This window comes from Mesobacillus subterraneus (assembly GCF_003937825.1).
GTDB lineage: Bacteria > Bacillota > Bacilli > Bacillales > Cytobacillaceae > Mesobacillus > Mesobacillus subterraneus.
On record NZ_RSFW01000013.1, the window covers coordinates 300,348 to 325,327 of the forward strand.

General features: G+C 46.8%; 26 protein-coding genes and 1 pseudogene. 10 read left to right on the forward strand and 17 right to left on the reverse strand.

The genetic code is table 11. The annotated features are described in order from the left end of the window. The first annotated feature begins 130 nt into the window (after positions 1–130). The 4 genes from gerQ (at position 131) to EJA10_RS11670 (ending at position 4,255) form a co-directional block, all read left to right on the forward strand. Complete coding sequence (gene gerQ, locus EJA10_RS11655; protein WP_246017760.1) at positions 131–649, forward strand: spore coat protein GerQ; 519 nt, start codon at positions 131–133, stop codon at positions 647–649. 144 nt (positions 650–793) lie between these two features. Further along, a complete protein-coding gene (locus EJA10_RS11660; RefSeq protein ID WP_125480178.1) occupies positions 794–1,774 on the forward strand; it encodes a TAXI family TRAP transporter solute-binding subunit in 981 nt (326 codons plus the stop codon). After that, positions 1,764–2,234 (forward strand): DUF1850 domain-containing protein, encoded by a 471-nt coding sequence (locus tag EJA10_RS11665; RefSeq protein ID WP_125480179.1) that lies wholly within the window; start codon positions 1,764–1,766, stop codon positions 2,232–2,234. The genes EJA10_RS11660 and EJA10_RS11665 overlap by 11 nt, the downstream gene beginning before the upstream one ends. Beyond that, positions 2,231–4,255, forward strand: coding sequence for a TRAP transporter permease (locus EJA10_RS11670; RefSeq protein ID WP_125480180.1), 2,025 nt, complete (start codon positions 2,231–2,233; stop codon positions 4,253–4,255). The genes EJA10_RS11665 and EJA10_RS11670 overlap by 4 nt, the downstream gene beginning before the upstream one ends. Before the next feature lie 44 nt (positions 4,256–4,299). Here the strand turns inward: EJA10_RS11670 and EJA10_RS11675 are convergent, their stop codons facing one another. The 3 genes from EJA10_RS11675 to EJA10_RS11685 all read right to left on the reverse strand — a co-directional run bounded on the left by EJA10_RS11675 (position 4,300) and on the right by EJA10_RS11685 (position 6,310). Next, positions 4,300–4,671 (reverse strand): DUF423 domain-containing protein, encoded by a 372-nt coding sequence (locus EJA10_RS11675; protein WP_125480181.1) that lies wholly within the window; start codon positions 4,669–4,671, stop codon positions 4,300–4,302. Positions 4,672–4,695: 24 nt separating this feature from the next. Further along, positions 4,696–5,082, reverse strand: coding sequence for a YwdI family protein (locus EJA10_RS11680; RefSeq protein ID WP_246017761.1), 387 nt, complete (start codon positions 5,080–5,082; stop codon positions 4,696–4,698). A gap of 547 nt (positions 5,083–5,629) precedes the next feature. Next, positions 5,630–6,310, reverse strand: a complete 681-nt coding sequence (locus EJA10_RS11685; RefSeq protein WP_125480182.1) for a uracil-DNA glycosylase — start codon at positions 6,308–6,310, stop codon at positions 5,630–5,632. Between the two features lie 171 nt (positions 6,311–6,481). On the opposite strand from EJA10_RS11685, the gene EJA10_RS11690 reads away from it, so the two are divergent. Beyond that, complete coding sequence (locus tag EJA10_RS11690) at positions 6,482–6,808, forward strand: YflT domain-containing protein (protein ID WP_125480183.1); 327 nt, start codon at positions 6,482–6,484, stop codon at positions 6,806–6,808. Between the two features lie 90 nt (positions 6,809–6,898). On the opposite strand, the gene EJA10_RS11695 is transcribed toward EJA10_RS11690, so the two are convergent. The 12 genes and pseudogenes from EJA10_RS11695 to fdhD all read right to left on the reverse strand — a co-directional run bounded on the left by EJA10_RS11695 (position 6,899) and on the right by fdhD (position 18,867). Next, a complete protein-coding gene (locus EJA10_RS11695) occupies positions 6,899–7,918 on the reverse strand; it encodes a thiazole biosynthesis adenylyltransferase ThiF (protein WP_125480184.1) in 1,020 nt (339 codons plus the stop codon). A 92-nt stretch (positions 7,919–8,010) separates the two neighbouring features. Continuing rightward, positions 8,011–8,244 carry a molybdopterin converting factor subunit 1 gene (moaD, locus tag EJA10_RS11700; RefSeq protein WP_125480185.1) on the reverse strand — a complete coding sequence of 78 codons (234 nt, stop codon included), beginning with the start codon at positions 8,242–8,244 and terminating at the stop codon, positions 8,011–8,013. Next, positions 8,237–8,701, reverse strand: coding sequence for a molybdenum cofactor biosynthesis protein MoaE (locus EJA10_RS11705; RefSeq protein WP_125480186.1), 465 nt, complete (start codon positions 8,699–8,701; stop codon positions 8,237–8,239). Before EJA10_RS11705 ends, moaD begins: the two co-directional genes overlap by 8 nt. 41 nt (positions 8,702–8,742) lie before the next feature. Continuing rightward, positions 8,743–10,662, reverse strand: coding sequence for a molybdopterin biosynthesis protein (locus EJA10_RS11710; RefSeq protein WP_125480187.1), 1,920 nt, complete (start codon positions 10,660–10,662; stop codon positions 8,743–8,745). Between the two features lie 13 nt (positions 10,663–10,675). Further along, on the reverse strand, positions 10,676–11,908 hold the full coding sequence (locus EJA10_RS11715; RefSeq protein WP_125480188.1) for a molybdopterin molybdotransferase MoeA: 1,233 nt from the start codon (positions 11,906–11,908) through the stop codon (positions 10,676–10,678). Between the two features lie 31 nt (positions 11,909–11,939). Next, positions 11,940–12,539 (reverse strand): molybdenum cofactor guanylyltransferase, encoded by a 600-nt coding sequence (gene mobA / locus EJA10_RS11720; protein WP_125480189.1) that lies wholly within the window; start codon positions 12,537–12,539, stop codon positions 11,940–11,942. 69 nt (positions 12,540–12,608) lie between these two features. Continuing rightward, positions 12,609–13,418 (reverse strand): formate dehydrogenase accessory protein FdhE, encoded by an 810-nt coding sequence (locus EJA10_RS11725; RefSeq protein WP_125480190.1) that lies wholly within the window; start codon positions 13,416–13,418, stop codon positions 12,609–12,611. Positions 13,419–13,506: 88 nt separating this feature from the next. Then, a complete protein-coding gene (locus tag EJA10_RS11730; protein ID WP_125480191.1) occupies positions 13,507–14,214 on the reverse strand; it encodes a formate dehydrogenase subunit gamma in 708 nt (235 codons plus the stop codon). Next, complete coding sequence (locus tag EJA10_RS11735) at positions 14,207–15,034, reverse strand: 4Fe-4S dicluster domain-containing protein (RefSeq protein WP_125480192.1); 828 nt, start codon at positions 15,032–15,034, stop codon at positions 14,207–14,209. Before EJA10_RS11735 ends, EJA10_RS11730 begins: the two co-directional genes overlap by 8 nt. Next, positions 15,034–17,433, reverse strand: a pseudogene (fdnG, locus tag EJA10_RS11740) (formate dehydrogenase-N subunit alpha); the annotation flags it as partial. The gene EJA10_RS11735 and the pseudogene fdnG, both read right to left, overlap by 1 nt. 12 nt (positions 17,434–17,445) lie before the next feature. Further along, positions 17,446–18,018, reverse strand: a complete 573-nt coding sequence (locus EJA10_RS24115; RefSeq protein WP_211340556.1) for a twin-arginine translocation signal domain-containing protein — start codon at positions 18,016–18,018, stop codon at positions 17,446–17,448. Between the two features lie 54 nt (positions 18,019–18,072). Then, on the reverse strand, positions 18,073–18,867 hold the full coding sequence (fdhD, locus tag EJA10_RS11745) for a formate dehydrogenase accessory sulfurtransferase FdhD (RefSeq protein ID WP_125480193.1): 795 nt from the start codon (positions 18,865–18,867) through the stop codon (positions 18,073–18,075). Positions 18,868–19,373: 506 nt separating this feature from the next. Between fdhD and pdxK the strand changes: the two genes are divergently transcribed. After that, positions 19,374–20,198 carry a pyridoxine/pyridoxal/pyridoxamine kinase gene (gene pdxK, locus EJA10_RS11750; protein ID WP_125480194.1) on the forward strand — a complete coding sequence of 275 codons (825 nt, stop codon included), beginning with the start codon at positions 19,374–19,376 and terminating at the stop codon, positions 20,196–20,198. Positions 20,199–20,238: 40 nt separating this feature from the next. On the opposite strand, the gene EJA10_RS11755 is transcribed toward pdxK, so the two are convergent. Beyond that, a complete protein-coding gene (locus tag EJA10_RS11755) occupies positions 20,239–20,595 on the reverse strand; it encodes a DUF2512 family protein (RefSeq protein WP_125480195.1) in 357 nt (118 codons plus the stop codon). Positions 20,596–20,816: 221 nt separating this feature from the next. Between EJA10_RS11755 and EJA10_RS11760 the strand changes: the two genes are divergently transcribed. After that, positions 20,817–21,164, forward strand: a complete 348-nt coding sequence (locus EJA10_RS11760; protein WP_125480196.1) for a YojF family protein — start codon at positions 20,817–20,819, stop codon at positions 21,162–21,164. A gap of 31 nt (positions 21,165–21,195) precedes the next feature. Then, complete coding sequence (gene bshB2, locus EJA10_RS11765) at positions 21,196–21,864, forward strand: bacillithiol biosynthesis deacetylase BshB2 (protein WP_125480197.1); 669 nt, start codon at positions 21,196–21,198, stop codon at positions 21,862–21,864. Positions 21,865–21,890: 26 nt separating this feature from the next. On the opposite strand, the gene EJA10_RS11770 is transcribed toward bshB2, so the two are convergent. Then, positions 21,891–22,226 (reverse strand): hypothetical protein, encoded by a 336-nt coding sequence (locus tag EJA10_RS11770; RefSeq protein WP_125480198.1) that lies wholly within the window; start codon positions 22,224–22,226, stop codon positions 21,891–21,893. A gap of 333 nt (positions 22,227–22,559) precedes the next feature. On the opposite strand from EJA10_RS11770, the gene EJA10_RS11775 reads away from it, so the two are divergent. Together EJA10_RS11775 and nosZ are read left to right on the forward strand one after the other, a co-directional pair. Then, on the forward strand, positions 22,560–23,015 hold the full coding sequence (locus EJA10_RS11775; protein ID WP_125480199.1) for a cytochrome C: 456 nt from the start codon (positions 22,560–22,562) through the stop codon (positions 23,013–23,015). 18 nt (positions 23,016–23,033) lie between these two features. Further along, the gene (gene nosZ, locus EJA10_RS11780) at positions 23,034–24,905 is read left to right on the forward strand and encodes a Sec-dependent nitrous-oxide reductase (protein ID WP_125480200.1); all 1,872 of its coding nucleotides are present in this window, start codon (positions 23,034–23,036) and stop codon (positions 24,903–24,905) included. The last annotated feature ends 75 nt before the right edge of the window (positions 24,906–24,980 follow it).

The following is a 24,980-nucleotide window of genomic DNA, read 5'->3' on the forward strand; positions in this document are numbered from 1 at the left end:
CATTGGGCGGACCGAAGCGACTCGAGGGGCTAGGCGCTGGAGCTGGACATTTCTCGAATTATTTGCACTCTCTAATCTTTTAAAAGGTGATCTGAAGGCAAGGAAAAAAAACTTTTAAGGAGGCTACACAATGACTCAATACAATAATAATCCCTATTATAACTACCGAACCTACCCGCAAATGTACCAGCCTTACACTGGTACAGAAGATCAAGCTGCAACACAGGCGCAAATGGGACAGATGGGACAGATGGGACAAATGGGACAAATGGGGCAAATGGGAGGCTTCCCGCAGGCGACAACCTTCCCAGCCCAAGCTGGAGGCGTAATGCCAAGTGCAGCAGGTCCTCAAGTAGCAGGCATGCTTCCGGCTGAGCAGTCGTATATCGAGAATATCCTGCGCCTGAACAAAGGAAAGCTGGCCACGATTTATATGACCTTCGAGAATAACCGCGAATGGAATGCTAAAATTTTCAAAGGCATCATCGAGGCAGCTGGCAGAGACCACATTATCATCAGTGACCCTCAAACAGGCATGAGATTCCTGTTGCCAATGATTTACCTTGATTACATTACATTCGATGAAGAAATCGAATACGACTATCCATTCGGCGGCGGAACCGGAATGACGACTTATCCGCCTAGATAACCATGATTTAAACCATTAAAAGCGGCTTCGGCCGTTTTTTTGTTTGTTCAGGGGTTTTCTGAATATACTTAAGATTATTTGTATTCAAACTACCATTTTGCTAAACTAGTTTTGAACATTAAACGGTTAAAGGGGAGATAGTGGATGAACGTAAAGAAGTTTGGAGCTTTTGCTGTAAGCGCTTTAATGACAGGCATACTTCTAGCCGGCTGTGGCAGCGATGAAAAAACTGCAGGCAACGGAGACAGCAAGGACGGCCTGGAAACAAAGATTGTGACCATTGCAACAGGCGGATCTTCAGGTCCGTATAACATTATTGGTACCGCCTTGGCAAACGAATACTCTGAAATTTACGGTGTGAATTCTAAATCACAATCAACTGGAGCCTCTGTAGAGAATATCAACTTGATTAAAGAAGGCAAAGTCGATATGGCATTTGTCATGAGCGATGTGTTAACGGAAGCTGTTGAAGGAACGGGAAATTTCAAAGAGCCGGTTAAAGAAGTCCAGCAAATGGCAACTCTTTACCCTAACTATGTACAAATCGTTACGACTGAGAAATCCGGTATTGAAACGATTGAAGACCTTGTTGGAAAACGGGTTGCGGTCGGTGACCAAAACTCAGGTGTTGAAGTAAATGCCAGGAACCTGCTTAAAGGGCACGGCATTACTTATGATGACATCAAGGTTGACTACCTTGGCTATGCTGAAGCGGCTGACGGCTTGAAATCGGGATCAATTGATGCAGCCTTCTTAACCAGCGGCCTTCCAAATGCATCTGTTCTGGAACTATCCAAAACATTGGAAATCAAATTAGTATCTGTAAACCCGGACAAGATCAAGGAAATTGCAAAAGACCAGCCATATTTCGTGGCTATGGATATACCAGCTGATACGTATGGAAATAAGGAGGCCGTTCCGACTGCGGCAATCATGAATGCTCTCGTTGTCAGAAGTGACTTAAGTGAAGATGATGTCTACAAGTTGACCAAGACCTTCTTTGACAGTCTGGATAAGCTCGGCAATGCCCACCAGGCAGCAACTGAAGTGTCACTTGATGCTGCCAAGGAAGGTATGGTAGCGCCGGTCCACCCGGGAGCACAGAAATTCTACGATGAAAAATAAATGGTTCAAGGTTATGGGGGGCACTATTTTCACAGTGCTCCTTATTGCTCTATTGATCAAGATTCCTGTTATTGAAGTTTCATATAATGACAGCCGTTTTTTCCTGAAAGGCGACCAATTTGAAATTGGGTGGATTCATTCAGTTGAAAAGGAACCCTGGTATGAAACATATGCGTTAAAAAATGATCAGCTTTATTTAGTAGAGACACGTTTCAAAACATTTGGTGCCGGCACGCCTTCGTCAGGTAAGGTCCTCCCTTCCACCGATGGTTTCGTGCATATGGAGCTGGATCAGCGAATGGATGAAATTAATTTCATTGTTTCTAAAAACGTGCAAACTACCCTTTATACTGGAAACAATATCATTCCCTTATACGAAATCGCACCGGATCATGCTGCGTTTGTGATTAAAAATAAGGAAATTCCTTTATGGCAGATTATTAGAGGTGATTACAAATGAACGATGACGGAATAAAACGAAATCTAGTGTCAGACACAGAAATTTTTAATGAGGATAAGCAGGCTGAAATTCTTGAAAAATTCGATTCCGAGTCTAAGGTCCGTAAATTCGCCAGTAAGAAAATGATCGTTGTCGTTTCTGCAATTGCCATCCTCTATTCTCTATTCCATTTATATATTACCTTCAACCCCATGCCCGCCCTTCAACAAAGGGCACTGCATGTTGCAGTTGGATTGGCAATTATATTTTTGCTCTATCCAGTCACCTCCAAGCAGGACCGCAGCAAAATAGTCTGGTATGACTGGATTCTATTTATTCTTGCGCTTGCCACAGCAGGATATCTAATTACAGAATACACGGCGATCGTTACCTCTCGAGGCGGAATCCCGAATACAGCAGATATCGCCATGGCCATCGTGACGGTCATCCTTGTCCTCGAGGCTGCCCGCAGGGTGACAGGATGGATCTTACCTGTACTTGCCCTGGTGTTTTTAACCTATCCTTTCATAAGCCATATGGACTTCATGCCGATCAAAATGATGACCCGCCCCTATGATCTGGGTGATATTTTCGGGCAATTATATTTAAAAACTGAGGGGCTTTATTCCACAGCGATTGGTGCATCTGTCAACTTTATTTTCCTGTTCATTTTGTTTGGGGCTTTTTTGGCAAAATCGGGCATGGGGCAGTTTTTTAATGATATTGCCCTGGCACTGGCCGGGCACAAGCAAGGAGGGCCCGCAAAAGTGGCGGTCATCTCCAGCGGCTTCATGGGAAGCATTAACGGAGCTGCCGTCGCAAACGTCGTGGGCACCGGTGCGTTTACCATCCCTTTAATGAAAAAAATTGGCTATTCCAAGAACTTTTCAGGTGCAGTTGAAGCGAGTGCATCCATCGGCGGGCAGATTCTCCCTCCTATCATGGGTGCGAGTGCTTTCATCATGGCCGAGACTACTGGGGTCTCTTACGGAACCATCGCTATGGCAGCGTTAATCCCTGCCGTTCTCTACTTCCTGGCTGTCATCATGCAGGTCCATTTCCGTGCCGGAAGGGAAAATTTAAAAGGCATTCCTAAATCAGACCTGCCTCGTGTGAAGGAAATCATGAAAGAACGCGGACACTTGCTGCTCCCGATCGTGTTCCTGATCTTTTTGTTATATCAGAACATTCCTATTGGCCACGCGGCATTTTATACGATTGTCTCTACAGTGGTCGTCGCTGCAATCCGAAAAAACACACGAATGTCAGTGAAGGATATTTTAGCGGCCTTGGATAATGGAGCAAGACAATCTTTATCCGTTATGGTCGCCTGTGCAGTCGTAGGTATTATTATCGGGGTTGTCAGTTTAACAAGCTTCGGCAATGTGATGACTTCTTCAATTGCCAGCTTAGGGGCTGGATCGCTGTTCTTGACCTTGTTCTTTACCATGATTGCATCCATGGTGCTTGGAATGGGTCTCCCTTCCATCCCCGCATACATTATCACTGCCACAATGGCTGCACCTGCACTTGCTGAGTTTGATATTCCTATTTTAATTGCGCATATGTTTGTATTTTACTTTGGCATCTTTGCAAACATCACTCCTCCAGTAGCACTGGCTGCCTTTGCAGGTGCAGGCATTTCAGGAGGCGATCCGATGCGCACAGGTTTCACTGCACTCAAGCTTGCTGCAGCAGGTTTCCTGATTCCTTATTTATTCGTCTACAATCCGGCGATGCTGATGATCGATACAACCAATGCAGCAGTGAACGCCAAGGATTTCCCTATGGCGCCTTGGACTGAAATCGTCTTGATTACTGCTTCTGCGATCATTGGAATCATCGCCTTAAGCGCTGCCATCGAAGGGTATTTTAAAACTCAAATCAATCCGTTTTTCAGATTGATTCTGGGGGCTGGCGCCTTGATGATGATCATTCCAGAAACCTATACAGATCTAGCAGGAATCGTTATTGTTGCAGTTATCCTTGGGATGAACTATTTTTACAGCAGAAAAGAACAAAACATAAATATCGGTGTCTAAGTTACAAAAGGAGCATGCCAATCCGGCATGCTCCTTTTTTGTCTCTATAAATACTTTACCGCAGCAATCATCAACAGTACCCAAGCTGCAAGGAAGGCTAGCCCGCCAAGCGGAGTGATGGCACCCAGAATACTGATTTTAGTCACACTCAAAATGTAAAGGCTGCCGGAAAATAGGATAATTCCGATCAGCATCAGCCAGCCAGACCAATTTAACAGTGCGCTTGCTGGCAGCTTGCCGGCGAGGATGCCAATGATCAATAACCCGGTGGCATGGAACATCTGGTACGTTACCCCTGTCTTCCATGTTTCTAAATACTTTGGCTCGACTTTCCCTTCCAATCCATGCGCTCCGAATGCTCCAAGCGCAACAGAAAGGAAAGCATTGATTGCCCCGATTAAAATAAATAATTTCATCCCTTTCACCTCTTTTAAACATTATTAAAAATCAAATAGTGAATCTCCATTTGCGTTATCTTCCATTTCGAGCTTTTTCGGCTGCGGCATCGTCGGCTGGGCAACCGGCATATGCTGCTGCGTGAAGCCTGACTGTGCAGGAACAAATTGCGGTGTTGCCTGTGGATCTGCAGCATTGTAACTTACTTTTGCCTCCGTAGTCCGGGTGGGTTCATCCAGCACAAGCTCACACAAAGTTTTAATCGAATGGATCCTTTCCCGCTGAGCAGTCTCTGTTTCCGCTGTCCTGGCTCTCCTGATTTCATCTTCCATCTTTGCTAACAATTTTTGCAATGAAATATTCATCCACTCACCTCCATCGGTGCTTTTCTTATGTAAATCAAAGAATAATTCCATGTTGTCCCGTTCCATTCTACAACATTCCCCTTAACTTTTCGACTTTAGGGAAAAATGCTGTAAGTTCCACGTGGAACATGTCGATTTAATTAAATCCAACTAAAAAAAAATCTGGCTGGCAGAGTTTTTTTCTTGTAGAAAAGTTGGTTTTGGTGAAATGTTGATGTCTATCAACTCTAATTGGTTTCCTCAAAAGCATTCTTTCCTTACTTAGCATATTCACAATCATACGCTAAGTAAGTCTATTTCGTTTAGACATTGATTATCACGATAATTAAAGTTTGAAAGTCCTGTTGATTGGATTGGGAGGCGCGAAGACTCCTCCGAAAATGCCAACGCATTTCCATCTTGCGTGGGCAGGTTTGAGGGAGCAAATTCAATGTCCTGCGGGATTAGCCGGACAGGTGAGACCCCGCAGACGCCAAAGGCGGCGAGGAGGCTCAGCGCCAGCCCGAGGAAGAATTGCTTATGAAAGTAGTTGGCCTTTTTTCATATTCTTCCAGAGGAAAGCGAAGCGACTGGAACGGAAATCATCAACCTTATTACTCCTCAAACTAAATAGTTATACTTTCAACTTCCCTATTTGCCAATCAATCTCGTTGTCTCCCTGTTCTCTCAGCATTTCGTTCACTTTGGAGAATGGCTTGCTGCCAAAAAAACCTCTTCTGGCTGATAGCGGACTTGGATGGACCGACGTGATGATTTTATGCTTGTTCACATCTATCAGCTTCAGCTTGTTTTGGGCCGGCTTGCCCCAAAGAATGAAGATGACGGGCTTTTCCCGCTCGTTCAATAGGTTGATGACTTGGTCGGTGAAGATTTCCCACCCTTTCCCTTTGTGCGAGTTTGCCTCGCCTTTTCTTACGGTCATGACGGTGTTCAAGAGCAGCACGCCCTGGTCAGCCCATTTTTTCAAGTATCCATGATCAGGAATTGGACAGCCAAGGTCGGCATTCAGTTCCTTGAAGATATTCCGCAGCGATGGAGGTATGGTTACGCCTGGTTTCACCGAAAAGCTCAAACCATGTGCCTGCCCGGGTCCGTGATAAGGATCCTGTCCGAGAATGACGACTTTTACATTGTCATAGTCGGTATAGCGCAAAGCATTATAAATATCCTCTTTTTCAGGATAAACTGTCTCATTCTTGTATTCTTCTATTAAAAACTTTCTTAACTCCAGATAGTAGGGCTTTTCGAACTCCTCCGCCAGCAGCGGCGCCCAGCCATTATTGAAAAGAACCATTCAGGGACCAACTCCTTTCTCCTCTACCCCTTACCCCTTCCGCTCGATATGTGAACATTTCCCACCAGGTTTAACAGTCTCCATACGGGTTATATAAATAGTGTAGACGCGGAAAGCTAAAAAGGCTTCCCAAACTAGTATAGGCAAAAAAATTTCAAGGAGGAAGATACTATGATGAAAGTAGAAGTAGTAGAAAACGGTGTGCAAGCAACAGATACAATCAAGTCACTTGAGGCTTCTGGATTTGGCAAGGAAAACATTTATATTTTCGCTCACGATGAAAATCGCAGCGAGAATTTGACAGAGGCTACTGAAACAGGCGGAATGGGCTTCAAGGAGCAGGGCTTCTTTGATTCCATCGGCAATATGTTCAAATCCCGCGGAGACGAGCTTCGCAGCAAGTTCGAATCTCTCGGTCTTTCCAAGCAGGAAGCTGAGCAGTATGAGATGGAATTGGACAAAGGCCGTCTCGTCCTGGTTGCGACGGATGAAAAATAACCGAGCCACAACTTACTAGCGTAACCGACCATCCCGGTCGTTTATATAGAAACCCCCTGCCGAGTTGGCAGGGGGTTTGCGCGTTTAATATTAGCCAAAAAACCTCTGGTAAATGCTGCGCGCATGGGCAAGGTCCTTGGTCCCATGAATGAGTGCGCGTCCATCCTGGAAAATGACCATTCGGTTATCGTCCATTTCCACGGAAACGAGATAGGGATTTCCTTTCACCTGGTAGCCTAAGTCCCGCATCTTTTCAGCAGTATCCTGCAGGTTAAGCTGCTGTTGCTTCGGCGGCCTGATCTGCACGGTGTCACGGCCGCATAGGACCGTAGTCTTGGTCATGTTCTCGGAATCCAGATATGGATATTCCGGCTGCTCACCGCAGCTCAGGCATCCAGGATCCTTTGCCTTTGACATTTTCATGCTGGTATACTGGTTCCTCCACAAATCAAAGCTGACGAAGGAAGTCCTGACCGCGTCCCAGTCTTCAACAAGGATTTTCAGCGCTTCGGCTCCCTGATGGGCAATGACCATCTGGACAGCAGGACCGATGATTCCTCCCGTATCGCAGGTCATCCCCTGAAGCGGAACCGTCTTCAACAGGCAGTTCAGGCATGGTGTCTTTCCAGGAATGATCGAAAAGCTCATCCCGAAGCTGCCGACACAGGCTCCATAAATCCACGGGATCCTGTGCTTTTGCGAAATGTCGTTGATCGCCATCCTTGTTTCGAAGTTATCGGTCGCGTCGATGATCAAATCGACTCCCTCAACGAGCTCTGCAAGTTTTTCAGGTGTAGCGTCTGCGATATAAGCATGGATATCAACATCCGAGTTGATGGCACGAAGTCTTTTTTCCGCAGCGGCCGCCTTGGGAAGCTTCTCGGCAACATCTGCTTCTGTATAAAGCTGCTGACGCTGCAAATTGCTTGCTTCGACGTAATCACGGTCGACAATCGTCAGCCGCCCTACCCCGGCCCTGACAAGCAGTTCAGCATTGCCGGAGCCCAGCGCTCCAGCCCCGATCATCAGGACATGCTTGCTGCAGATTTTCTCCTGACCGCCCTTGCCAATCGGAGGAAACAGCGTCTGGCGTGAATATCTTTCTGACATAGGTTTTCTCCTCCTTGTAAAAACAGCAAGCGCCAAGTCCGCCATGGCCATCTGGCCGGCGGTACGAGGCGCCAATTATTCTATGACAATGATCAACCGCCGGAAACTGGCGGAATGAAGGCGATTGTGTCTCCTTCTCTGATGACTTCATCATTAGAAGAGAACTCTTCATTGATGGCTGTCATGGATGTATCCAGCTTTTGCACTCCGTATGTTTCAGCAACCAGTTCCTTCAGTTCAGCAACGGTTTTACCGGCTGCATCGATTTCTACTGATTCATGGCCTGCTTCGTCCCGCAAATGGGCAAAGAATAAGATTTTATTCATTGAGATCCTTCTCCTCCGGTTTTCCTGTCGGATATGAGACAGTTTCTAGTTGGTTGCCAATCCATTCCTGGCCGTCTTCCCAATGCTCTTTTTTCCAAATCGGCACGATTTCCTTGATGCGCTCAATTGCATAACGGTTCGCTTCATAGGCATCATTGCGGTGAGGCGTGGACACGGCAATGACAACAGCGATATCCGTGATATCAAGCTTGCCGACACGATGCGTGATCGCCACCTGCGCGCCATTCCAGCGCTCCTGGATTTCCGTCCCGATCTGCTCAAGCTTTTTGACGGCCATCGGCTCATAAGCTTCATATATAAGATAAAGGGTTTTCTTGCCCTTTGTCAGTTCGCGGACCGTGCCAATGAATGTAGTGATTGCGCCTGCATCACGCTGGACCACTTTATCAATGACGGATTGAACATTGATTGGTTCTTTCGCTATTTCATAATTCATCACTTATCACCTCAGGTAAATTGATCCGGTAATGACTGCCTCTAAAAATAGACAGGTTCCGGATTCTCCACGACAGCATAGCCGCCAATTTTTGCGACCTCGGCCTTGAAGGCTTCTGATTGGATCACGGACCTTAACCATATACCCTTTTCGCTTTCAAAGAATGCTTTTGTCATCAACAAATCATAGCTTTCGTCAGCGACAGGGATGAAGTCCAGCCCCATTGCGCGCGCAGCCGGGAAGATCCCTAGTCCTGCGGCGTTTGCGTTCCCTTTCACTTCAGCACCAACGCTCAAGTGGGAGAACATTTCCCGGTCATAGCCGTTTACTTCATCTGCAGACAAACCCGCTTCTTTTAACAACAGGTCGAACAAAATCCTGGTGCCGGCACCTTTTTGCCTGTTGGCATAGTCAGCGCCTTTTGCGGCAATGTCAGTGACATTCTCGATCCCAAGCGGATTGCCTTTCGGCAGCAGCCAGCCCTGGGTTCTTTTTAAAAATGGATAAAGGACTGCGTCTTGCCCGGCAAGGAGTTTCCTTACGTAGGAAACATTATATTCCTTTGTCTCCGGGTCAAGCAAATGAATGCCCGCTATATGGGCTTCCCCTTTTCTGATTGCCATCAAACCGGCCATGCTGCCAACATGGGAAGAAACAATTTTCATGTCGGTGCGCTGCTTTTTAAGCTGGGAGGAAAGCAGGTCGATCGTCAAATCATGGCTGCCGCTGAAGACGATCGCGTTCTTGATTTCTTCGACAGGCCTGTAAAGCTCGACCTCGACGGTATCTCCCTGTTCATATCCAAGCTCTTCCGGAGGCACGACAAGCAAGCCGTCCGCCCGCACAAGCGACATCGTAACGCCCGCTGCGCGTGTCAGCGGGTTGGCGACAAATTGTCCATCCACATAGCCGATATTCATTCTGACAAAGTCCTCCGCCCCCATTGTGGAGACGATCCTGCGGCCAAGCTTCACTTCGAGCTTCGGCCTTGCCGGCTCAGCAATACCTAAGTATTTGCAAACCAGCGGTCTAACGAACCATTCAAGCGCCATGTATGCAGATACTGGGTAGCCCGGTACTCCGACGACTACTTTATCTTTAATTTTCCCGAGAATCACCGGTTTACCTGGACGTGTTGCGACTCCGTGGGTAAAAACTGTGCCCAGCTCCTCAAGAATGTGTACGGTATAATCCTTTGATCCAGCTGATGAACCTGCGTTGATGACGACAATATCAGACGTCTCGACAGCATCCAGCAGCGCTTCCCTGATTTTCTCCGGCTCATCCTTCACGATTGGGTGCAAATACGGCTGGCCGCCCCAATCTTCTACATAGGCGCTGAAAACAGTACCATTGAATTCGATGATCCGGCCAGAAGACAGTGCCGCATCCGCACTGACGAGTTCATTTCCTGTCGGGATGATTGTCACGAGCGGCTTCTTGACAACGCACACCTCGGTAACCTGGGCCGCAAGAAGGGCTCCAAGGTCGGCAGGGCGCAATTGGTGACCCTGTGTGAAGAGCATTTCCTCCTGGACGATGTCCTCGCCGATCGGGCGGATATGCTGCCACGGTGTTGCAGGTTCAATGATTTCGATTGTCTCATCATCAATGACCTGGATATTCTCAACCATGATCACGGCATTGTATTGCGGCGGAATGGCGTTCCCTGTATCAACATAGGCGAAATCTGCGCCTTTTTTCAAATGAAGAGGCCGCTGTTCATGCGCTTCGTACGTATCCTCGGCATTCACAGCAACTCCATCCATCGCGGATGCATGGTAAAAAGGCATCGACACATTGGCGAAAACAGGTTCAGCAGTAATGCGGCCAAGGGCAGCAGCAGCCGGGATCCACTCTTTTTCCTGAGGCAGGTCAAACGCAGCGAGCACTTCATTCCTCGCCTTGGCGCGCGGCTTGTCTTCAAGATAAATTTTTCGGTTATAACGTATTTGATCCATGTTGCGGCTCCCCCTATCTCGTCAAAATCACTGGAACGTATTCGCCTTGAGAAATCCCCTCTTTTTCGGAAACAATCTCGACGATTCCATCGCTTTTTACCAATGTCGTAATCAGGCCTGATTTGCCGATGATCGGCTCAGCCCACCATTCTCCATCCTTTTCCTCAAGCCTTACCCTGATATAATCAGATCTTCCCGGAGAGGAGGCGATATTCTTTACAATTCGCGCTGAAATCCTTTCAGGCTTATGCTGAATTCTTTCTCCCTTCAGCCTTCTGAAGACCCGTTCGCCGAACAGCTTGAAGATGATCATCGCAGATGCAGGGTGACCCGGGAGCCCGATGACCGGTTTCCCTTCAGCGACAGCCAGGATCGTCGGTTTTCCAGGCTTGATCGAGATGCCATGGACAAATACCCCTGGATCTCCGAGAGACTGGATGACTTCGGTCGTATAATCCTTTGTTCCGACAGAGCTTCCTCCTGATAAAATCAGGCAGTCCGCCTGTTCATATAACTCACGGGCTTTCGCGGAGAATTCCTGATAGTCATCCCTGGTGATGCCGCCATAGATCACCTCGATATCCCATTCATTGGCGAGGCCCTTTACGGTCAAATAGTTGATATCACGGATTTGCCCGGTTTCCAGTGTTTTCGTTTGAAAAGGAACGATTTCGTCCCCTGAAGAAAGATAAGCAGCCTTCAGCTTACGGTAGACTTTCACCTCGAAAATACCCAGCGCCGCCAGTGCCCCAAGCTCCTGCGGCCGCAATTTGGACCCTTGGGATAACAGCACTTCACCTGCTTTGATGTCTTCCCCTTTACGGATGACATTCTCGCCCGGCGCGATTTGCTTATACGTATTCAGCAGACCGCCGATCTCTTCACAGTGTTCGATCATCAGCACGCTGTCGCTGCCTGGTGGAAGCATTCCGCCTGTCGGGACGTAAATCGCCTCTCCCCTGCCGACTGCCTTGACCGCTTCTTCGCCCATATGGACCTCGCCGGCTACATTCAAGAAGCCTGGCATCGACTCGGATGAACCGTAGGTGTCCTTCGCGATGACGGCATACCCATCAACGGTAGAACGGTCAAAACCGGGTACGTTCTCTTCCGCGGTGATATCCTCAGCCAGGATGTAATGAAGCGCCTCATCAAGCGGACGGATTTCGGTTTCTTTGATCTTGCCGATTTTTTCATCAATTAACGCAAAGGTCTCCTCAACCGTTTTCACTTTGAAAAATTGCATGCTGCCTAACTTCCTTTCTAGCACCTGAAAACTATTCTCCGGACTCTGCCCATTGCTTTGCCTTCTCATATTCATCCGGATGATTCATATTGAAGAAGACTCGCTCCATCCTGCCCTCGCCGTACACCTGTAAATCCGTTTCATCGAGATAGCGGACATTCAGTTTCTCCAGCAATTGCCGGATCCTTAATGTCCCTTCTTCAATACAGGCCGCTGCCTCGCGTGAAACTCGTTTTTGGTATGCTGCGAACAGAGGATGCTGCCTGCCCCCACTAACAGGTACGACGGCATCATGGTGCTTGAGAGCCTTGACAAGTCCTGAAGCCAGCTCAGCGGACACGAATGGCATATCGCAGGCTACGATGAAGTTCTCCTCGTAGTCTGATGCCTCAAGTCCCGCATGGATTCCTGCCAGCGGCCCAGAACCTGGAAAATGGTCTGTAACCGTTTTTATATTTAAAAACTGATAGGTTTCAGGATCATTCGTTACTAGAATTATATCATCAAATACGTACTTTAACTCATCCCTTATTCTCTCAATATTCGTTTTTTCTTGAATTTTCAGGAGAGCTTTATTCGTTCCCATCCTGCTAGATTTGCCGCCTGATAAAATGATCGCTCCGGCTTTCATCCCACAGCACCTTCTTTTTTGGCTATTTCTGCTGAAATTTTTGCTAAGTTGAAAAAGAAAAGAATATGACTAATTTGTCTGTTTTGTTTCTCCCGCAGCCTTGTAGCCTTGATCCTGGGCAACAAAATCGAGGTGGATGGTGTTAAGGTCAAGCATGGCTGGTGTCGGCTTCACAATATATTGTCTTGTATCTATTATTTTAGTATAACCTTTGCATTCTTCACAGACCTGGATTTGAACAGCAGATTCTCCTTCGATTGTCAGGACTTTCACTGTTTCGTGGTCGTTGTTTCCGCAATGTGAACAAGTAACGCGGCGATCATGCCAATGCGCCGAGCAGCGAGGGCAATGCAGGACTTTTTTACCTTCCCCTTCAAGCTGGGCAAGACGGACAGGTTCCCCGCAAACGGGACAGCCAGAACCATGCACGCCATGGTGGATCTCATCCTGGACTTTCTCAGCCGTTACCTGCAGATATGGCCGCAGGACCGTTTCGGCAACAAATGACGGAATCCATTGATCAAGGCTATTCTCTTCTGCAAAACTCGCAAAATAAACATAGTTAAAAGCAAATGCTTCATCGATCCACCTTTTAGCGGTCTCTTCATTCAATGATTTCTTAAGAGATTCCATTGACTGTTCGATGTCTGGTTGATACTTCGATAAAAGCTCGCTAATATCCTCTATCCACTGTAAGAATAGGGGAATATCAAAGTCAATAGCCGCTAATGCCGTCACAGGCACCCCAGCCTCCATCGCTGCCTTGTCCAGGTTTGGCTGGATGCGATCAGCGTTAATGGAAGACTTCCATTGTTCCTGCAAGCTGATGATTTCTTTCTGCAATTTCTGGTACTCTTTTGAGACAACGGACTTTTTCATTGCTGAAGCCCCTCTTTCATCTTTAAATTTTGAAGGGAATGGAGCCCATACGGAGCAGCCATTCCCTCTATTAAGGTTCAAAAAAGTGTTACGCGCCTTTTTTCTTTTTCTTGTCTTTATCCAGGTCAGGGAAGTTGCCTTTCTTGACCTCTTCTTCATACCATTCTGTATAGTGGTCCTTTGCCCACTCTGCCGGTACCTCACCTGTGATGACGCCAGTGTAACCTGGTCTTGAGTTTTTGTGGATGACACTCAGGTAGATATGGCCGACCACTACAGCAATAGCCAGGCCGAAGCCGACGTTATGCGCTACATACGCCCACTGGACGACTGCTTTCGGGAACAGGTCTGGGAACCACATCGGGAATCCGGAACCGATGATCAGGATTGCCGTTAGAATCTGGATGATGGAGTTGATTTTTTCACCAGCATTAAAGAATGTTTGCTTTACATGCTTGAACTTGAAGCCAAATAGTTCCTTGACGAACTCGGTGAAAAACTGCAAATCTCTCTTTTTCCAGGTGACAAGCTCTTTTCCCCAGCGGAAAAATCCCTTAGGATCCATAATCAGCCAGATGAACGTAGGCATGATGAACGCAATCGCGAAGATCCTGTGCAGCAGGCGGGCACCTTCTGGCCCCCCAAGCACCGGGTAAAGCCAGTCAAACCACTCTGTATACATTGGCAAAGCCGTGATATACAGGGCAAAGAATGAAATGGCGTTCACAGCATGCGCGATGACGAAGCCTTTTGAGAATCGCTTTACCTTCACACCTGAATACTGCGTTTTACTCATGGCTGCCACCTCCCTCTTCTTCATGGCCTTTGCCTTCTTTATTGAATAACTTGTTTGAGACGAATGCCCCGACAAGTGCCATGCTTGTTGCGCCAAGCATCATCTTGCCGATTGGCTGCGCATAATCCTTCCAGACAACCGCTGATGTTGGAACCTTCGGCTTTTCAGGAAGGCCATAGACGGAAGGCTTTTCAGCCAGGACGTAAATGGTATGCGTACCGCCGACTCCTTCTGGATTGTATATCATCGCGTTCGGGTACTTATCCTTGATTTCACTCAAGCGCTTTTCAGCTTTCTTGAGCATTTCTTCTTTCGTGCCGAACTCCATTGCATCCGTGTGGCAAGTTGTGACACATGCAGGCTGCATGCCTTCTTCCAGGCGGTCGACACACATCGTGCACTTCTGTGCCTTCTTGTACTCTTTGCCGTTCTTGTCTTTATAGGTTGCCAGCTGGACGACATCAAATGGACAGTTCTGCACGCAGTAGCCGCAGCCGACACATTTATCGCTGTCGACATTGACGGTTCCAAAGTCTGTGTAGTGCATGGCATTTTCAGGGCATACCTTTACGCAAGCCGCCTCCGAGCAATGGAAGCAGGAGGAGTGGCGGAAAAGGTAGTCCAGATTGCCTTTAGAGTCCTCGTGTTCAATGAATGACAGCACGTTCCATGTGTTCGCAGTAACCTTCGCATGTGACTGGACACTGCCCTGGAACTCTTCCGGCTCAGCCGGAAGGTCGTTCCAGTTCTTGCAGGCAACCATACATGCGCGGCATCCGTCACACTTGGTCACATCGACGTATTTAATATACTCCGCCATTAGTCAGCCCTCCTTATATCACAGAGGAATGCCTTATATTCAGGGATTGTCGTATTTGCGTCCCCGATATGAGGTGTTAAGCGGTTTGCTGTATCCCCTGTTGCATATCCTTTATAGCCAAAGTGCCAAGGCATGCCGACCTGATGGACCATTTTGCCCTTCATCATATGTGGCTTGAATCGCTTTGTCACCATTGCATAGGCTTTGATTTCGCCACGGGCAGAGCTGACAATGATTTGATCTTTGTTCTTGATGCCTTTTTCCTTCGCCAGTTCTTCACTCATTTCAATATACATATGGCCTGCCAGTTCGGACAGCCATTCCTGGTTCCTTGTCATTGAACCGGACTGCCAATGCTCAGATACCCTGTAGGTCGTACCGACGATCGGGTACTTCTTGCTGTCACCCTTCAGGTTGAACTCTCCCTCGATGATCGCGATTGCCGGATTGATTTCCTGGCTTGAGAAAGCATTTTTCACAGGGCTTTCAAACGGTTCATAATGTTCAGGGAACGGTCCGTCATTCAGTGTAGGAGCGAAAAGCCCCCCAAGGCCGCCATTAATCATGATGAATGGTGCTGTGCCGCCTGGATCTGCCGGTGCCACAGTCGGCTTGAAGTCAGGAATGTCATTTCCGACCCATTTCTGCTGGATTCCATCCCACCAGATGACCGCTTTATCCTTGCTCCAAGGCTTGCCACTTGGGTCAGCAGACGCGCGATTGTACAGGATTCGGCGGTTTGCCGGCCATGCATATGCCCAGTTCAGGAAGTTTCCGCCGCCAGTATCCTTGTTGTCACGATTTTTCGAACGGTTCATGCCTTCTTCTGGGTAGAATCCGCAATAGATCCAGTTGCCTGAGCTTGTTGTACCGTCATCCTTCAGGTCGCCAAATGTTTTCAACAGCTGGCCTGTCGTCAGGTCATAGCCATTGATTTCCCTGGCAACAAGATCGATATCCGGATGGTCCCCGCCACCGTAGTTCCAGTCCACAGCATTGAATTGCTTGGCTGCAGGTGAGCTTTCATTTTTATAAAGGGCTTTAAGATGCTTGACCATCATATGGATGATTTCCAAATCTGCAAGGGATTCACCTTTTGGATCGATCGCTTTCCAGCGGTATTGCATCCAGCGTGAAGAATTGGAGACACTTCCCTCTTTTTCGTAGGAGCTTGCCGCTGGCAGCAGGAAAACCTCTGTATCAATCTTGGATGGATCACTGCCTGCTTCTTCTTGCCAGAAAGCAGATGTTTCGGTTTCCCATAAGTCAACCGCCACCATCCACTTCAGGTTGGACAGGGCTTCCTTCTCCTTGCCTGCATTCGGTCCGCCGACGACAGGGTTTGTTCCAAACAGGAACGCACCTTCCAATTCGCCCTTGTACATAGCATTGAACAAATTGATGTGAGAGTAGTTCTTGTTTCCTTTTGGCAGGAAGTGATAACCAAATTCATTATCCTTTGTCGCATTCGGGCCATACCAGGCCTTCAATAGACTGACAAGGAATTTAGGTTTGTTGCTCCAGTACCCTCCGGCTGGTGTTTCCTTCTTGTTGTAGCCATCAAGCGTCGCATGCTCCGGGATGGCAGTCGGAGTTCCGACATATCCTGTCAGCAGATGGTACAGAAGGCCAAAGTCAGTAGATCCCTGTACATTGGATTCACCGCGCATCGCGTTGATTCCGCCGCCAGGCAGACCCATATTTCCAAGCAAAAGCTGGATGATGCCGAAGGCACGAACGTTTTGGGTACCGACCGTATGCTGGGTCGTACCCATTGCATACATGATTGTTCCCGACTTTCCTGGCTTGCCTGTCGAACAGAATTCTTCACAGACCTTCAGGTAGTCTTCCTTCGGTGTTCCCGTTACTGCTATTACTGAATCGACATCGTAACGAGAGTAGTGCTTTTTCAACAGCTGGAAGACAGAACGCGGATGAGAAAGTGTTTTATCTTTAACCGGATTGCCTTCTTCATCTGTTTCAAAGGCCCATTTCGTTTTATCATACTTGCGGGCTGCCTTATCATACCCGCTGAATAATCCATCATTGAACTCGTAATCTTCCTTCACAAGGTAAGATGCATTTGTATATTCAGCAACATACTCTTTGTGGATCATGTTTTTCTCTAAAGCGTAGTTGATCATTCCGCCCATGAACGCAATATCGGTTCCTGAACGAAGGGAAGCGTAAACGTCTGCCTTTGACGATGTCCGCGTGAAACGAGGGTCAACAGAGACGATTTTGCCGCCTTTTTCTTTCGCTTTTGTCAACCATCTGAATGAGATCGGGTGGTTCTCGGCAGGATTCCCGCCCATGATCAATGCACAATCGGTATTTTGCAGGTCACTCCAATGGTTTGTCATTGCTCCACGCCCTACTGTAGGTGCCAGACCGGCAACCGTAGAACTGTGTCATATTCGTGCCTGGTGTTCGAGATAAACGACGCCAAGCCCTCTCATCATTTTCGCAAGCAGATAGGTCTCTTCATTATCCAGAGCTGCCCCGCCTAAGCTCGCAATGGCTTCGGTCTTATTGACAAACATCCCGTTTTCTTTTTCGACGAATGTTCTGTCGCGTGTTTCCTTCGTGCGTTTTGCAATTGTTTCATACATCCAGTCCCAGCTTTTCTCTTCCCACTTCTTGCTTCCAGGTGCTCGATATAACGGCTTTGTCAGACGTTTTTCTGAAGTGTAGACTTGACGGATGGTTGTTCCTTTACTGCAAAGTGTTCCTTCGTTAACCGGGCTGTCCGGATCCCCTTCCGTATAAACCACGGTATCGTTCTTTGTGTGAACCAAAATGCCGCATCCTACTCCGCAAAATGCACAAATGGTTGGTGTAACAGTAGCTTTGGCAATCTTGAGTTCTTTTGTCTTTGCATGGACTTCTTTTTCATTGAAGCCCAGCTCGACAATAGCCAGAGTAGCCGCAGTGGCCCCTGACAGCTTCAAGAACTGCCGGCGATTCAGGTTGATTTCAACCATTCTTCTCTCTCCTTCCCATATTTGCAATGAACATCCCTAATCCCATAGGTAGTATTAATTCAGTACTTGCTGGGCTTCCCCCCTTTCAAGTAGTTCCTCTGCAGCAGCCGGAAGGTTCAGATCATCATTGATCCTCCCTGCCGATGTATAGACAGTCGCCATTTTCCCGCGCAGATAGCCAACGACCTCAATATTCAGGAATCGAGCCAGCTGGATCGCCTGCTTTGTAGCTGCTGTGCGCGAGCCAATGACGGCAAAACCAAATTTTGCTGCTTTTGAGAGCATTTCATATGAAACCCTTCCGGTTGTCAGCAAGACTAGCCGGTCAGGCTGCAAACGCTTTCGAATTGCATGACCGATGATTTTATCGACGGCATTGTGCCTGCCGATGTCCTCCCGTACCTCGATGCTGCCATCCTCGAGGATGATGCAGGCGCCATGCATGCCTCCTGTTTCGAGGTATAACGGTGAATTTTGCGCAAATTCCGCGCGTTTTTTCAACAAATATGTCAGCGAATAGGTTTCATCGGAATTCACTTTATTGAACTTCTTCACATCTGTCATCGAAAAGAAGGTCACTCCCCGGCCGCAGCCGGCAGTATAATGCTTCTTCTTCGAAAACATCTGTTCAGGATCGAATGAATTGCAAAGCGTAACATTCAATGTGCCTTTCTTTTCGCTAAAATCGACGCTGACAACATCCTCCGGACCATCAATCAATCCCTCGGAAAAAAGATAGCCATACACCCAATCTTCCAGGTCCTGATTCGTCAGCTGGAAAACAGCGATTTCGTATCCATTCAGCCTCAGGCTGATCGGATACTCTTCGGGACAGCCCTTCTTCATCATGTTCTTCACCCCTTATGTGGTCGTTCATCTTTCGGGTCCGGTGCTCCAATAAACTTCTGTCCAGCCATCTTGCAAACTGGCAAGCTTCTATATTAAAAACCATTTCACTATGTCAAAAGGGATAATACCCCCCACGCTTTAAATGTACTGGAAATTGAATGGTTGTAACCGTTTTAATTGTTACAATAATATAGATGAATATTGTCAAATTTTTTAACAAGTTTAGAATTCAAGATTTTCCGGTACCGTAAAAAATCATTCGACATAGCTGGGCCAAATTTCATATAACCCATGCTAAAGGAATTCATTTTAACTCTCAGTAACTTTCATCACGTCAAAGGGTTAATGCCACAAAATCGTCATAAGTAAAATACTTCCATATGGAGAGTGGAATGAAATCGAATATTTTGTCTAATCCTATAGAATTGGTATAATCATAAGAAAAGATGAAGGTGACCAGCTTTATCCCGATAAGGCTGGCATCATTTTAATTGGAGGTAAGTTTGATGAGTTTGAAAAAGGTGTTAACACTTGCAGGTTCAGATACAAGCGGCGGCGCAGGGATCCAGGCTGACCTTAAGACATTCCAGGAGCTTGGTGTATATGGGATGACTGCTCTAACGACGATCGTAACGATGGATCCTAAAAACCACTGGCACCATGAAGTTTTCCCACAGCCAGTCGATCTTGTCGAAAAACAGCTCGAAACGATCCTTTCCGTCGGCATCGATGCGATGAAGACAGGTATGCTCGGAACAGTAGAAATCATCGAGCTTGCTGCCCGCAAAATCGATGAGCATAAATTGGACAGGGTGGTAATCGACCCTGTTATGGTGTGCAAAGGCGAAGACGAAGTGCTGATGCCGGAAAACACGGATGCCATGAGGGAATTGCTCCTTCCTAGAGCGACCGTTGTGACGCCAAACCTGTTCGAAGCATGGCAGCTGGCACAGACAGGTCCAATCCGCACGATTGATGACATGAAAGAAGCAGCTGGTAAAATCCATGACATGGGTGCGAAACACGTCATGATCAAGGGCGGAAACAAGCTGAACCATGAAAAAGCAGTAGACCTGCTATATGATGGAAAAGACTTTACCCTTTTCGAATCAGAAAAAGTGGAAACAAGCTTCACTCACGGCGCTGGCTGCACATTTGCATCCGCAATTACAGCACAGCTGGCAAAAGGCAAATCAGTCAACGAAGCTTTGGATGTAGCAAAAGGCTTTATCACTGAAGCGATCAAGCATGGCTTCAGACTGAATGAATACGTAGGACCGACAATGCACCTCGCTTACAACAAGTTCGCAAACGGCAATCGCGGCGAGTAAAAAATGGCAATAGAAAAAGGATGGCGAGCAGCCATCCTTTTTAGATTTTACGATTAATATGAAGTACCTTGTCCGCCATATAACTATGGAAGAACCACTCACCAGACGCAAGCAAAGCGGCGGCAAAAAGAGAAGCGCCAATCAAACCATTCGTCTGTTCAAACAACATCAGTCCCATTCCCCAAATCACCAGGAAAGAAAGGACAAAGTCGGATAATGAAGCCGTTAGATTGCTCGTTTTCGGAAGTATAAACAAATCGCCGGCAAAGTAAGAGACCGCGCCAAGGATCAGTGTGATAATTAGCAGATCTCCGACACCCGCATAACTTCCCACAAGCGGAAGCAGAATGGCAAATGTCATGATGCCTTTAATCAGCAATGCTTTTACATGTTCCATGAGCTCCCTCCTTTTCTTCCACTATTTCCATTTAACTTCCTGATTAAACAATTTTTGTTGGAGAGGAGGAATCACTTTTAAAGCATACATTTCGCATTCAGAACAATTATTTAGTAATATGGTAATAATCGATTTTCACATATAAGGCCGTCCATTCGGCTATTATAAACTGAAACTTCATACGCGAACGAGCCGCACTTATTGCGGAAGGAGGAAAGAATATGGATCCGGTTATATTGTCAGAAGTCCAGGAAGCGCTGGACCGTTTCAAGGACAAGGAAGTTTATGTCCATTTGGAAACAACGAATGGTGCTTATGCATCCCATAATAACGAGTCGTTCTTCTCATCAGGCGCCTATATCCGCAACGCAAAGCTGTCATATGAGCGGGCGAAAATCACCGGTGAAGGACCTTACCGTGCAGGATTGAAAATTCCATTTGGCTGGGTTTATGCGGAAGGCATCACCCATTTTGAAATAGATGATAAAGGAAGGCTGCTGCTGGCTGGCCACGATTTTAACGGGAAGCTTGCCGTCGCCCTTGAAATTAGCGAAACACCATTCGAATAAGGACAAATCGCCTGAAAGGAGAGATTTTACGATGGAAAAAGAAAGGCATGTACTTGTCATCTTCCCTCATCCCGACGATGAGGCATTCGGTGTTTCCGGTACGATTGCATCTCATGTCAACATGGGTACACCCGTCACATACGCTTGCTTGACGCTCGGGGAAATGGGGCGAAATATGGGGAATCCTCCATTTGCGAACCGGGAAACACTTCCGGCCATACGCAAAAAAGAATTAAAAGATGCCGCGCGTGCGCTGGGCATCAATGATCTGCGGATGCTCGGGTTCCGCGACAAGACCGTTGAGTTTGAAGACGAGGACAAACTGACGAACCTGATGTCCTCACTAATCACCGAATTGAATCCTTCGCTCGTCATCAGCTTCTACCCTGGCTACTCTGTCCACCCGGATCATGAGGCAACAGGCGCAGCTGTCGTGCGGGCAGTGGAAAAAATCGCAGCAGCAGACAGGCCAAAGCTGCAACTGGTAGCATTTTCCCGCAACTGTGTTGAGGAATTGGGACAGCCGGATATCGTTCATGACATCAGCGCCGTAGCGGATATTAAGCTCGATGCAATCAAGGCACACCGCTCCCAGACAGAGCTCATGCTCGAGGAAATGGCGGATAAACTGAAGGAAAAAGATCCACAAACATTGGCCTGGATCAATAACGAACGCTTCTGGACCTATAAATTTTCGTGATCAATCCACCTTTCATGGTGGATTTTTTATTTCCTTTCATATACGCCTTCAATCATCAAGCCTTTCACAAACACGACTTCATCGTCCGGCACCCCTTTGATCTGCCAGACTGACTCTTTGAAGCCAAGGAACTTGCTGTTATCCGTTTTGCCAATCATGCGGCCGATCTCAAAGTTCTTTTCACCATTCGTATAATACTTTTGGTACGTCTCATAACCACGGTGAAACTCATTGTCCTTAAAGACCAGGACACCATCCCCTGTATTTGTATAAACATCTAGTTTCGCATCATAGAAAAACAGACAGCCTGCCAATAATATTGGAGCCAAAATCAGAATTAACCTTTTTTTCATCTTAATCAAACTATCACTCCCGCTTTTTGCTCAGTAAATCTTTTAATGGCTTATTTCAAAAAATTTGTTGCTTGCAAAAACAAGCCTTTAAGAAGTTAATTCACCAAGTCCCACTAAAACCCCTTTTTATATTCTTTTTTTAATACCCTCACCCTTTATTTTTCATGCCCTCTCTCCTTAAGCAAATGAATCTATCAACTTAAAGTCATTCAAAATTTAGACACACCCTGTTCATAGACCTTTCACATTTACTCTCTTGTAAAGTGAACTGCATCACACTTTTCACTGCTTATCACAAGGTACGATGTTAGTGAAAATGAATAAAGGGGGGTAATGAAGTCCATGCAAAAAGCTTTAATCAGTTTTATCATAAGCGCACTAATTGGCTTGGGACTCGGTTATGCCGCATTCGAGGTTGTGGGTCAGAGCAAGGATGCAGTTCCTGGCGAAAGCGCTTCCGAAAGTCCGGATGATTCTAAGCCGGAGAAGGACAACATGCAGGAAGAAAAGAAGGAACAACCCGCTGCTGAAACAGTATCTGCAGATGGGAACATCTTAACATCGAAGGGCTGCCTTAGCTGCCACTCCGTATCAGCGTTGAATCTCACAGGCGGCGCAACAGGTCCTGATTTATCCAAAGCCTTTGAAAATGTGGAAGGGAAGCACGGAAAACCAATTGATCAGTTCTTAAAAGAACCTACTTCGGCGGTAATGTCCGGTGTTATTGGTGGAAATCCACTGTCAGAACAAGAAATTACTGAACTAGTAAAAATCCTAGAAGAAGCTTCAAAAAAATAAAAAGGCGGTGCAAGTTTAATGAAGAAATGGATTCCAATTGCCTCGGGGCTAGCAACCGGGCTTCTGGCCGCAACGGTTTTCTTCGCTGATTTTTCTCCTGGAAATCAAGGAGAAGCCATCGCGGAAAGCACCAAAAACAAGACGAATGCCGAAAAAGTTTATGTGCCATTTGGTGAAAAAGATGAGTACTACTTATTCGCTTCAGGCGGCCATTCAGGACAGATGTTCATTTATGGTGTTCCTTCGATGAGGCATATCAGGACAGTACCGGTGTTCAGCCCGGATTCTGCTACTGGATATGGATTTGATAAACACTCAAAAGAAATGATGGGCGGCTTTACTTGGGGCGATCTTCACCATCCGGCCTTTTCTGAAACGAATGGTGATTATGATGGTAAATACATGTTTGCGACCGATGTCGGCAACAGCCGAGCTGCAGTCATGAACCTTGAAACGTTCACCGTGAGGGATATCATTAATGTGCCAAACACGAGCGGTCCTCACTGTGCAGCGTTCGTCACGGAAAACACTGAATACATGTTCCTTCCTACCCGATTTGCAGTGCCTATTGGAAGTGAGTATGCACCGCTTGATGAATACAGCGAAAAATACCGCGGTGTCATGTCCGCTGTCACTTTCGATGAGAAAAATGAGAAATTGAATATCGCCTACCAGGTCGCTCTTCCGCCATGGTCGTACGATTTGTCTGATGCAGGGAAAAAAGTTTCTGCTGATTGGGCGGTCATGACCACATATAACACTGAAGAAGCAACGACAAACCTTGAAATTAATGCCTCCCAGGCAGACCGTGACTTTATCGTCCTGTTCAACTGGAAAGAGCTTGAGCAGATGGTCAAAGACGGAGAGTATGATGAAGTCACCGGCCAGAAAATGATCTTCCCTGAAAAGCACAAAGGCGGCATGTACCTGGTGCCAGTGGCCAAGTCGCCTCATGGTGTGGACGTAACTCCAGATGGAAAACACTTTATTGCATCGGGTAAATTGGCTCCGGCAATGACTGTATTCTCTTTCGAAAAAGCATTCAAGGCAATTGAAAACAAAGAATTTGCTGGCGAGCGAAACGGGATTCCTATTATTAAATATGAATCGATCATGGAAAGAGAAGTTAACCCAGAAAACGCGTTAGGACCTCTGCATACTCAATTTGATGATAAGGGTATGGCATACACAACGATGTTCATCTCATCAGAAGTCCTGAAATGGGATCCTAAAACAGGAGAAACATTAGACCGGGTACCTGTCCAGTACTCTCCAGGACACTCAGTTGCAGCTGAGGGTGATACCGTCGCACCTGATGGAAAATATCTTGTTGCTTTGAACAAAATTGCGAAAGACAGCTATCTGTCTGTAGGACCTTCCCATCCTGAATCCATGCAGCTGATCGACCTGCGCGGAGACAAGATGGAAGTCATCCAGTCAGCACCAGTAAATCCGGAACCACACTATGCTCAAATGATCAAGGCAGACAAAATCAAAACAATTTCTGTTTACCCTAAGGATGAAAAGAATCCTTACGCTGTTTATAACCAGGAAGATACACGTATCGAACGAAAGGGCAATGAAGTCCATATCTACGGAATTGCCATGCGTTCAAAATTTATTTTTGATGCTAAAGCGAAAAGACCTGACGAAATTGAAGTCAAAAAAGGCGATAAAGTCTTCATCCATCTTACAAACATTGACTTCGACCAGGATATCACCCATGGCTTCGCAATCAATGGCTACGACTTAAATATTGAAGTGCAGCCAGGACAAACGAATACAGTGGAGTTCACAGCAGATAAAGCAGGAACTTTCCCGATCTACTGCACGAACTTCTGCTCAGCCCTGCACCAGGAAATGACTGGTTACTTCCTTGTCAAACCATAATCTGCAATAGGAATAAAGGGTATCATCAAATGCTGATACCCTCCTCCTTTTCAAAACTGACATACGGCATTTAGA

What these genes read in the sequence shown, in the direction of transcription:
- gerQ (WP_246017760.1), top strand. Translation starts at nt 131, where the DNA reads ATGACTCAATACAATAATAATCCCTATTATAACTACCGAACCTACCCG.
- EJA10_RS11660 (WP_125480178.1), top strand. Translation starts at nt 794, where the DNA reads ATGAACGTAAAGAAGTTTGGAGCTTTTGCTGTAAGCGCTTTAATGACA.
- EJA10_RS11665 (WP_125480179.1), top strand. Translation starts at nt 1,764, where the DNA reads ATGAAAAATAAATGGTTCAAGGTTATGGGGGGCACTATTTTCACAGTG.
- EJA10_RS11670 (WP_125480180.1), top strand. Translation starts at nt 2,231, where the DNA reads ATGAACGATGACGGAATAAAACGAAATCTAGTGTCAGACACAGAAATT.
- EJA10_RS11675 (WP_125480181.1), bottom strand. Translation starts at nt 4,671, where the DNA reads ATGAAATTATTTATTTTAATCGGGGCAATCAATGCTTTCCTTTCTGTT.
- EJA10_RS11680 (WP_246017761.1), bottom strand. Translation starts at nt 5,082, where the DNA reads ATGGAACGGGACAACATGGAATTATTCTTTGATTTACATAAGAAAAGC.
- EJA10_RS11685 (WP_125480182.1), bottom strand. Translation starts at nt 6,310, where the DNA reads ATGGTTCTTTTCAATAATGGCTGGGCGCCGCTGCTGGCGGAGGAGTTC.
- EJA10_RS11690 (WP_125480183.1), top strand. Translation starts at nt 6,482, where the DNA reads ATGATGAAAGTAGAAGTAGTAGAAAACGGTGTGCAAGCAACAGATACA.
- EJA10_RS11695 (WP_125480184.1), bottom strand. Translation starts at nt 7,918, where the DNA reads ATGTCAGAAAGATATTCACGCCAGACGCTGTTTCCTCCGATTGGCAAG.
- moaD (WP_125480185.1), bottom strand. Translation starts at nt 8,244, where the DNA reads ATGAATAAAATCTTATTCTTTGCCCATTTGCGGGACGAAGCAGGCCAT.
- EJA10_RS11705 (WP_125480186.1), bottom strand. Translation starts at nt 8,701, where the DNA reads ATGAATTATGAAATAGCGAAAGAACCAATCAATGTTCAATCCGTCATT.
- EJA10_RS11710 (WP_125480187.1), bottom strand. Translation starts at nt 10,662, where the DNA reads ATGGATCAAATACGTTATAACCGAAAAATTTATCTTGAAGACAAGCCG.
- EJA10_RS11715 (WP_125480188.1), bottom strand. Translation starts at nt 11,908, where the DNA reads ATGCAATTTTTCAAAGTGAAAACGGTTGAGGAGACCTTTGCGTTAATT.
- mobA (WP_125480189.1), bottom strand. Translation starts at nt 12,539, where the DNA reads ATGAAAGCCGGAGCGATCATTTTATCAGGCGGCAAATCTAGCAGGATG.
- EJA10_RS11725 (WP_125480190.1), bottom strand. Translation starts at nt 13,418, where the DNA reads ATGAAAAAGTCCGTTGTCTCAAAAGAGTACCAGAAATTGCAGAAAGAA.
- EJA10_RS11730 (WP_125480191.1), bottom strand. Translation starts at nt 14,214, where the DNA reads ATGAGTAAAACGCAGTATTCAGGTGTGAAGGTAAAGCGATTCTCAAAA.
- EJA10_RS11735 (WP_125480192.1), bottom strand. Translation starts at nt 15,034, where the DNA reads ATGGCGGAGTATATTAAATACGTCGATGTGACCAAGTGTGACGGATGC.
- EJA10_RS24115 (WP_211340556.1), bottom strand. Translation starts at nt 18,018, where the DNA reads ATGGTTGAAATCAACCTGAATCGCCGGCAGTTCTTGAAGCTGTCAGGG.
- fdhD (WP_125480193.1), bottom strand. Translation starts at nt 18,867, where the DNA reads ATGATGAAGAAGGGCTGTCCCGAAGAGTATCCGATCAGCCTGAGGCTG.
- pdxK (WP_125480194.1), top strand. Translation starts at nt 19,374, where the DNA reads ATGAGTTTGAAAAAGGTGTTAACACTTGCAGGTTCAGATACAAGCGGC.
- EJA10_RS11755 (WP_125480195.1), bottom strand. Translation starts at nt 20,595, where the DNA reads ATGGAACATGTAAAAGCATTGCTGATTAAAGGCATCATGACATTTGCC.
- EJA10_RS11760 (WP_125480196.1), top strand. Translation starts at nt 20,817, where the DNA reads ATGGATCCGGTTATATTGTCAGAAGTCCAGGAAGCGCTGGACCGTTTC.
- bshB2 (WP_125480197.1), top strand. Translation starts at nt 21,196, where the DNA reads ATGGAAAAAGAAAGGCATGTACTTGTCATCTTCCCTCATCCCGACGAT.
- EJA10_RS11775 (WP_125480199.1), top strand. Translation starts at nt 22,560, where the DNA reads ATGCAAAAAGCTTTAATCAGTTTTATCATAAGCGCACTAATTGGCTTG.
- nosZ (WP_125480200.1), top strand. Translation starts at nt 23,034, where the DNA reads ATGAAGAAATGGATTCCAATTGCCTCGGGGCTAGCAACCGGGCTTCTG.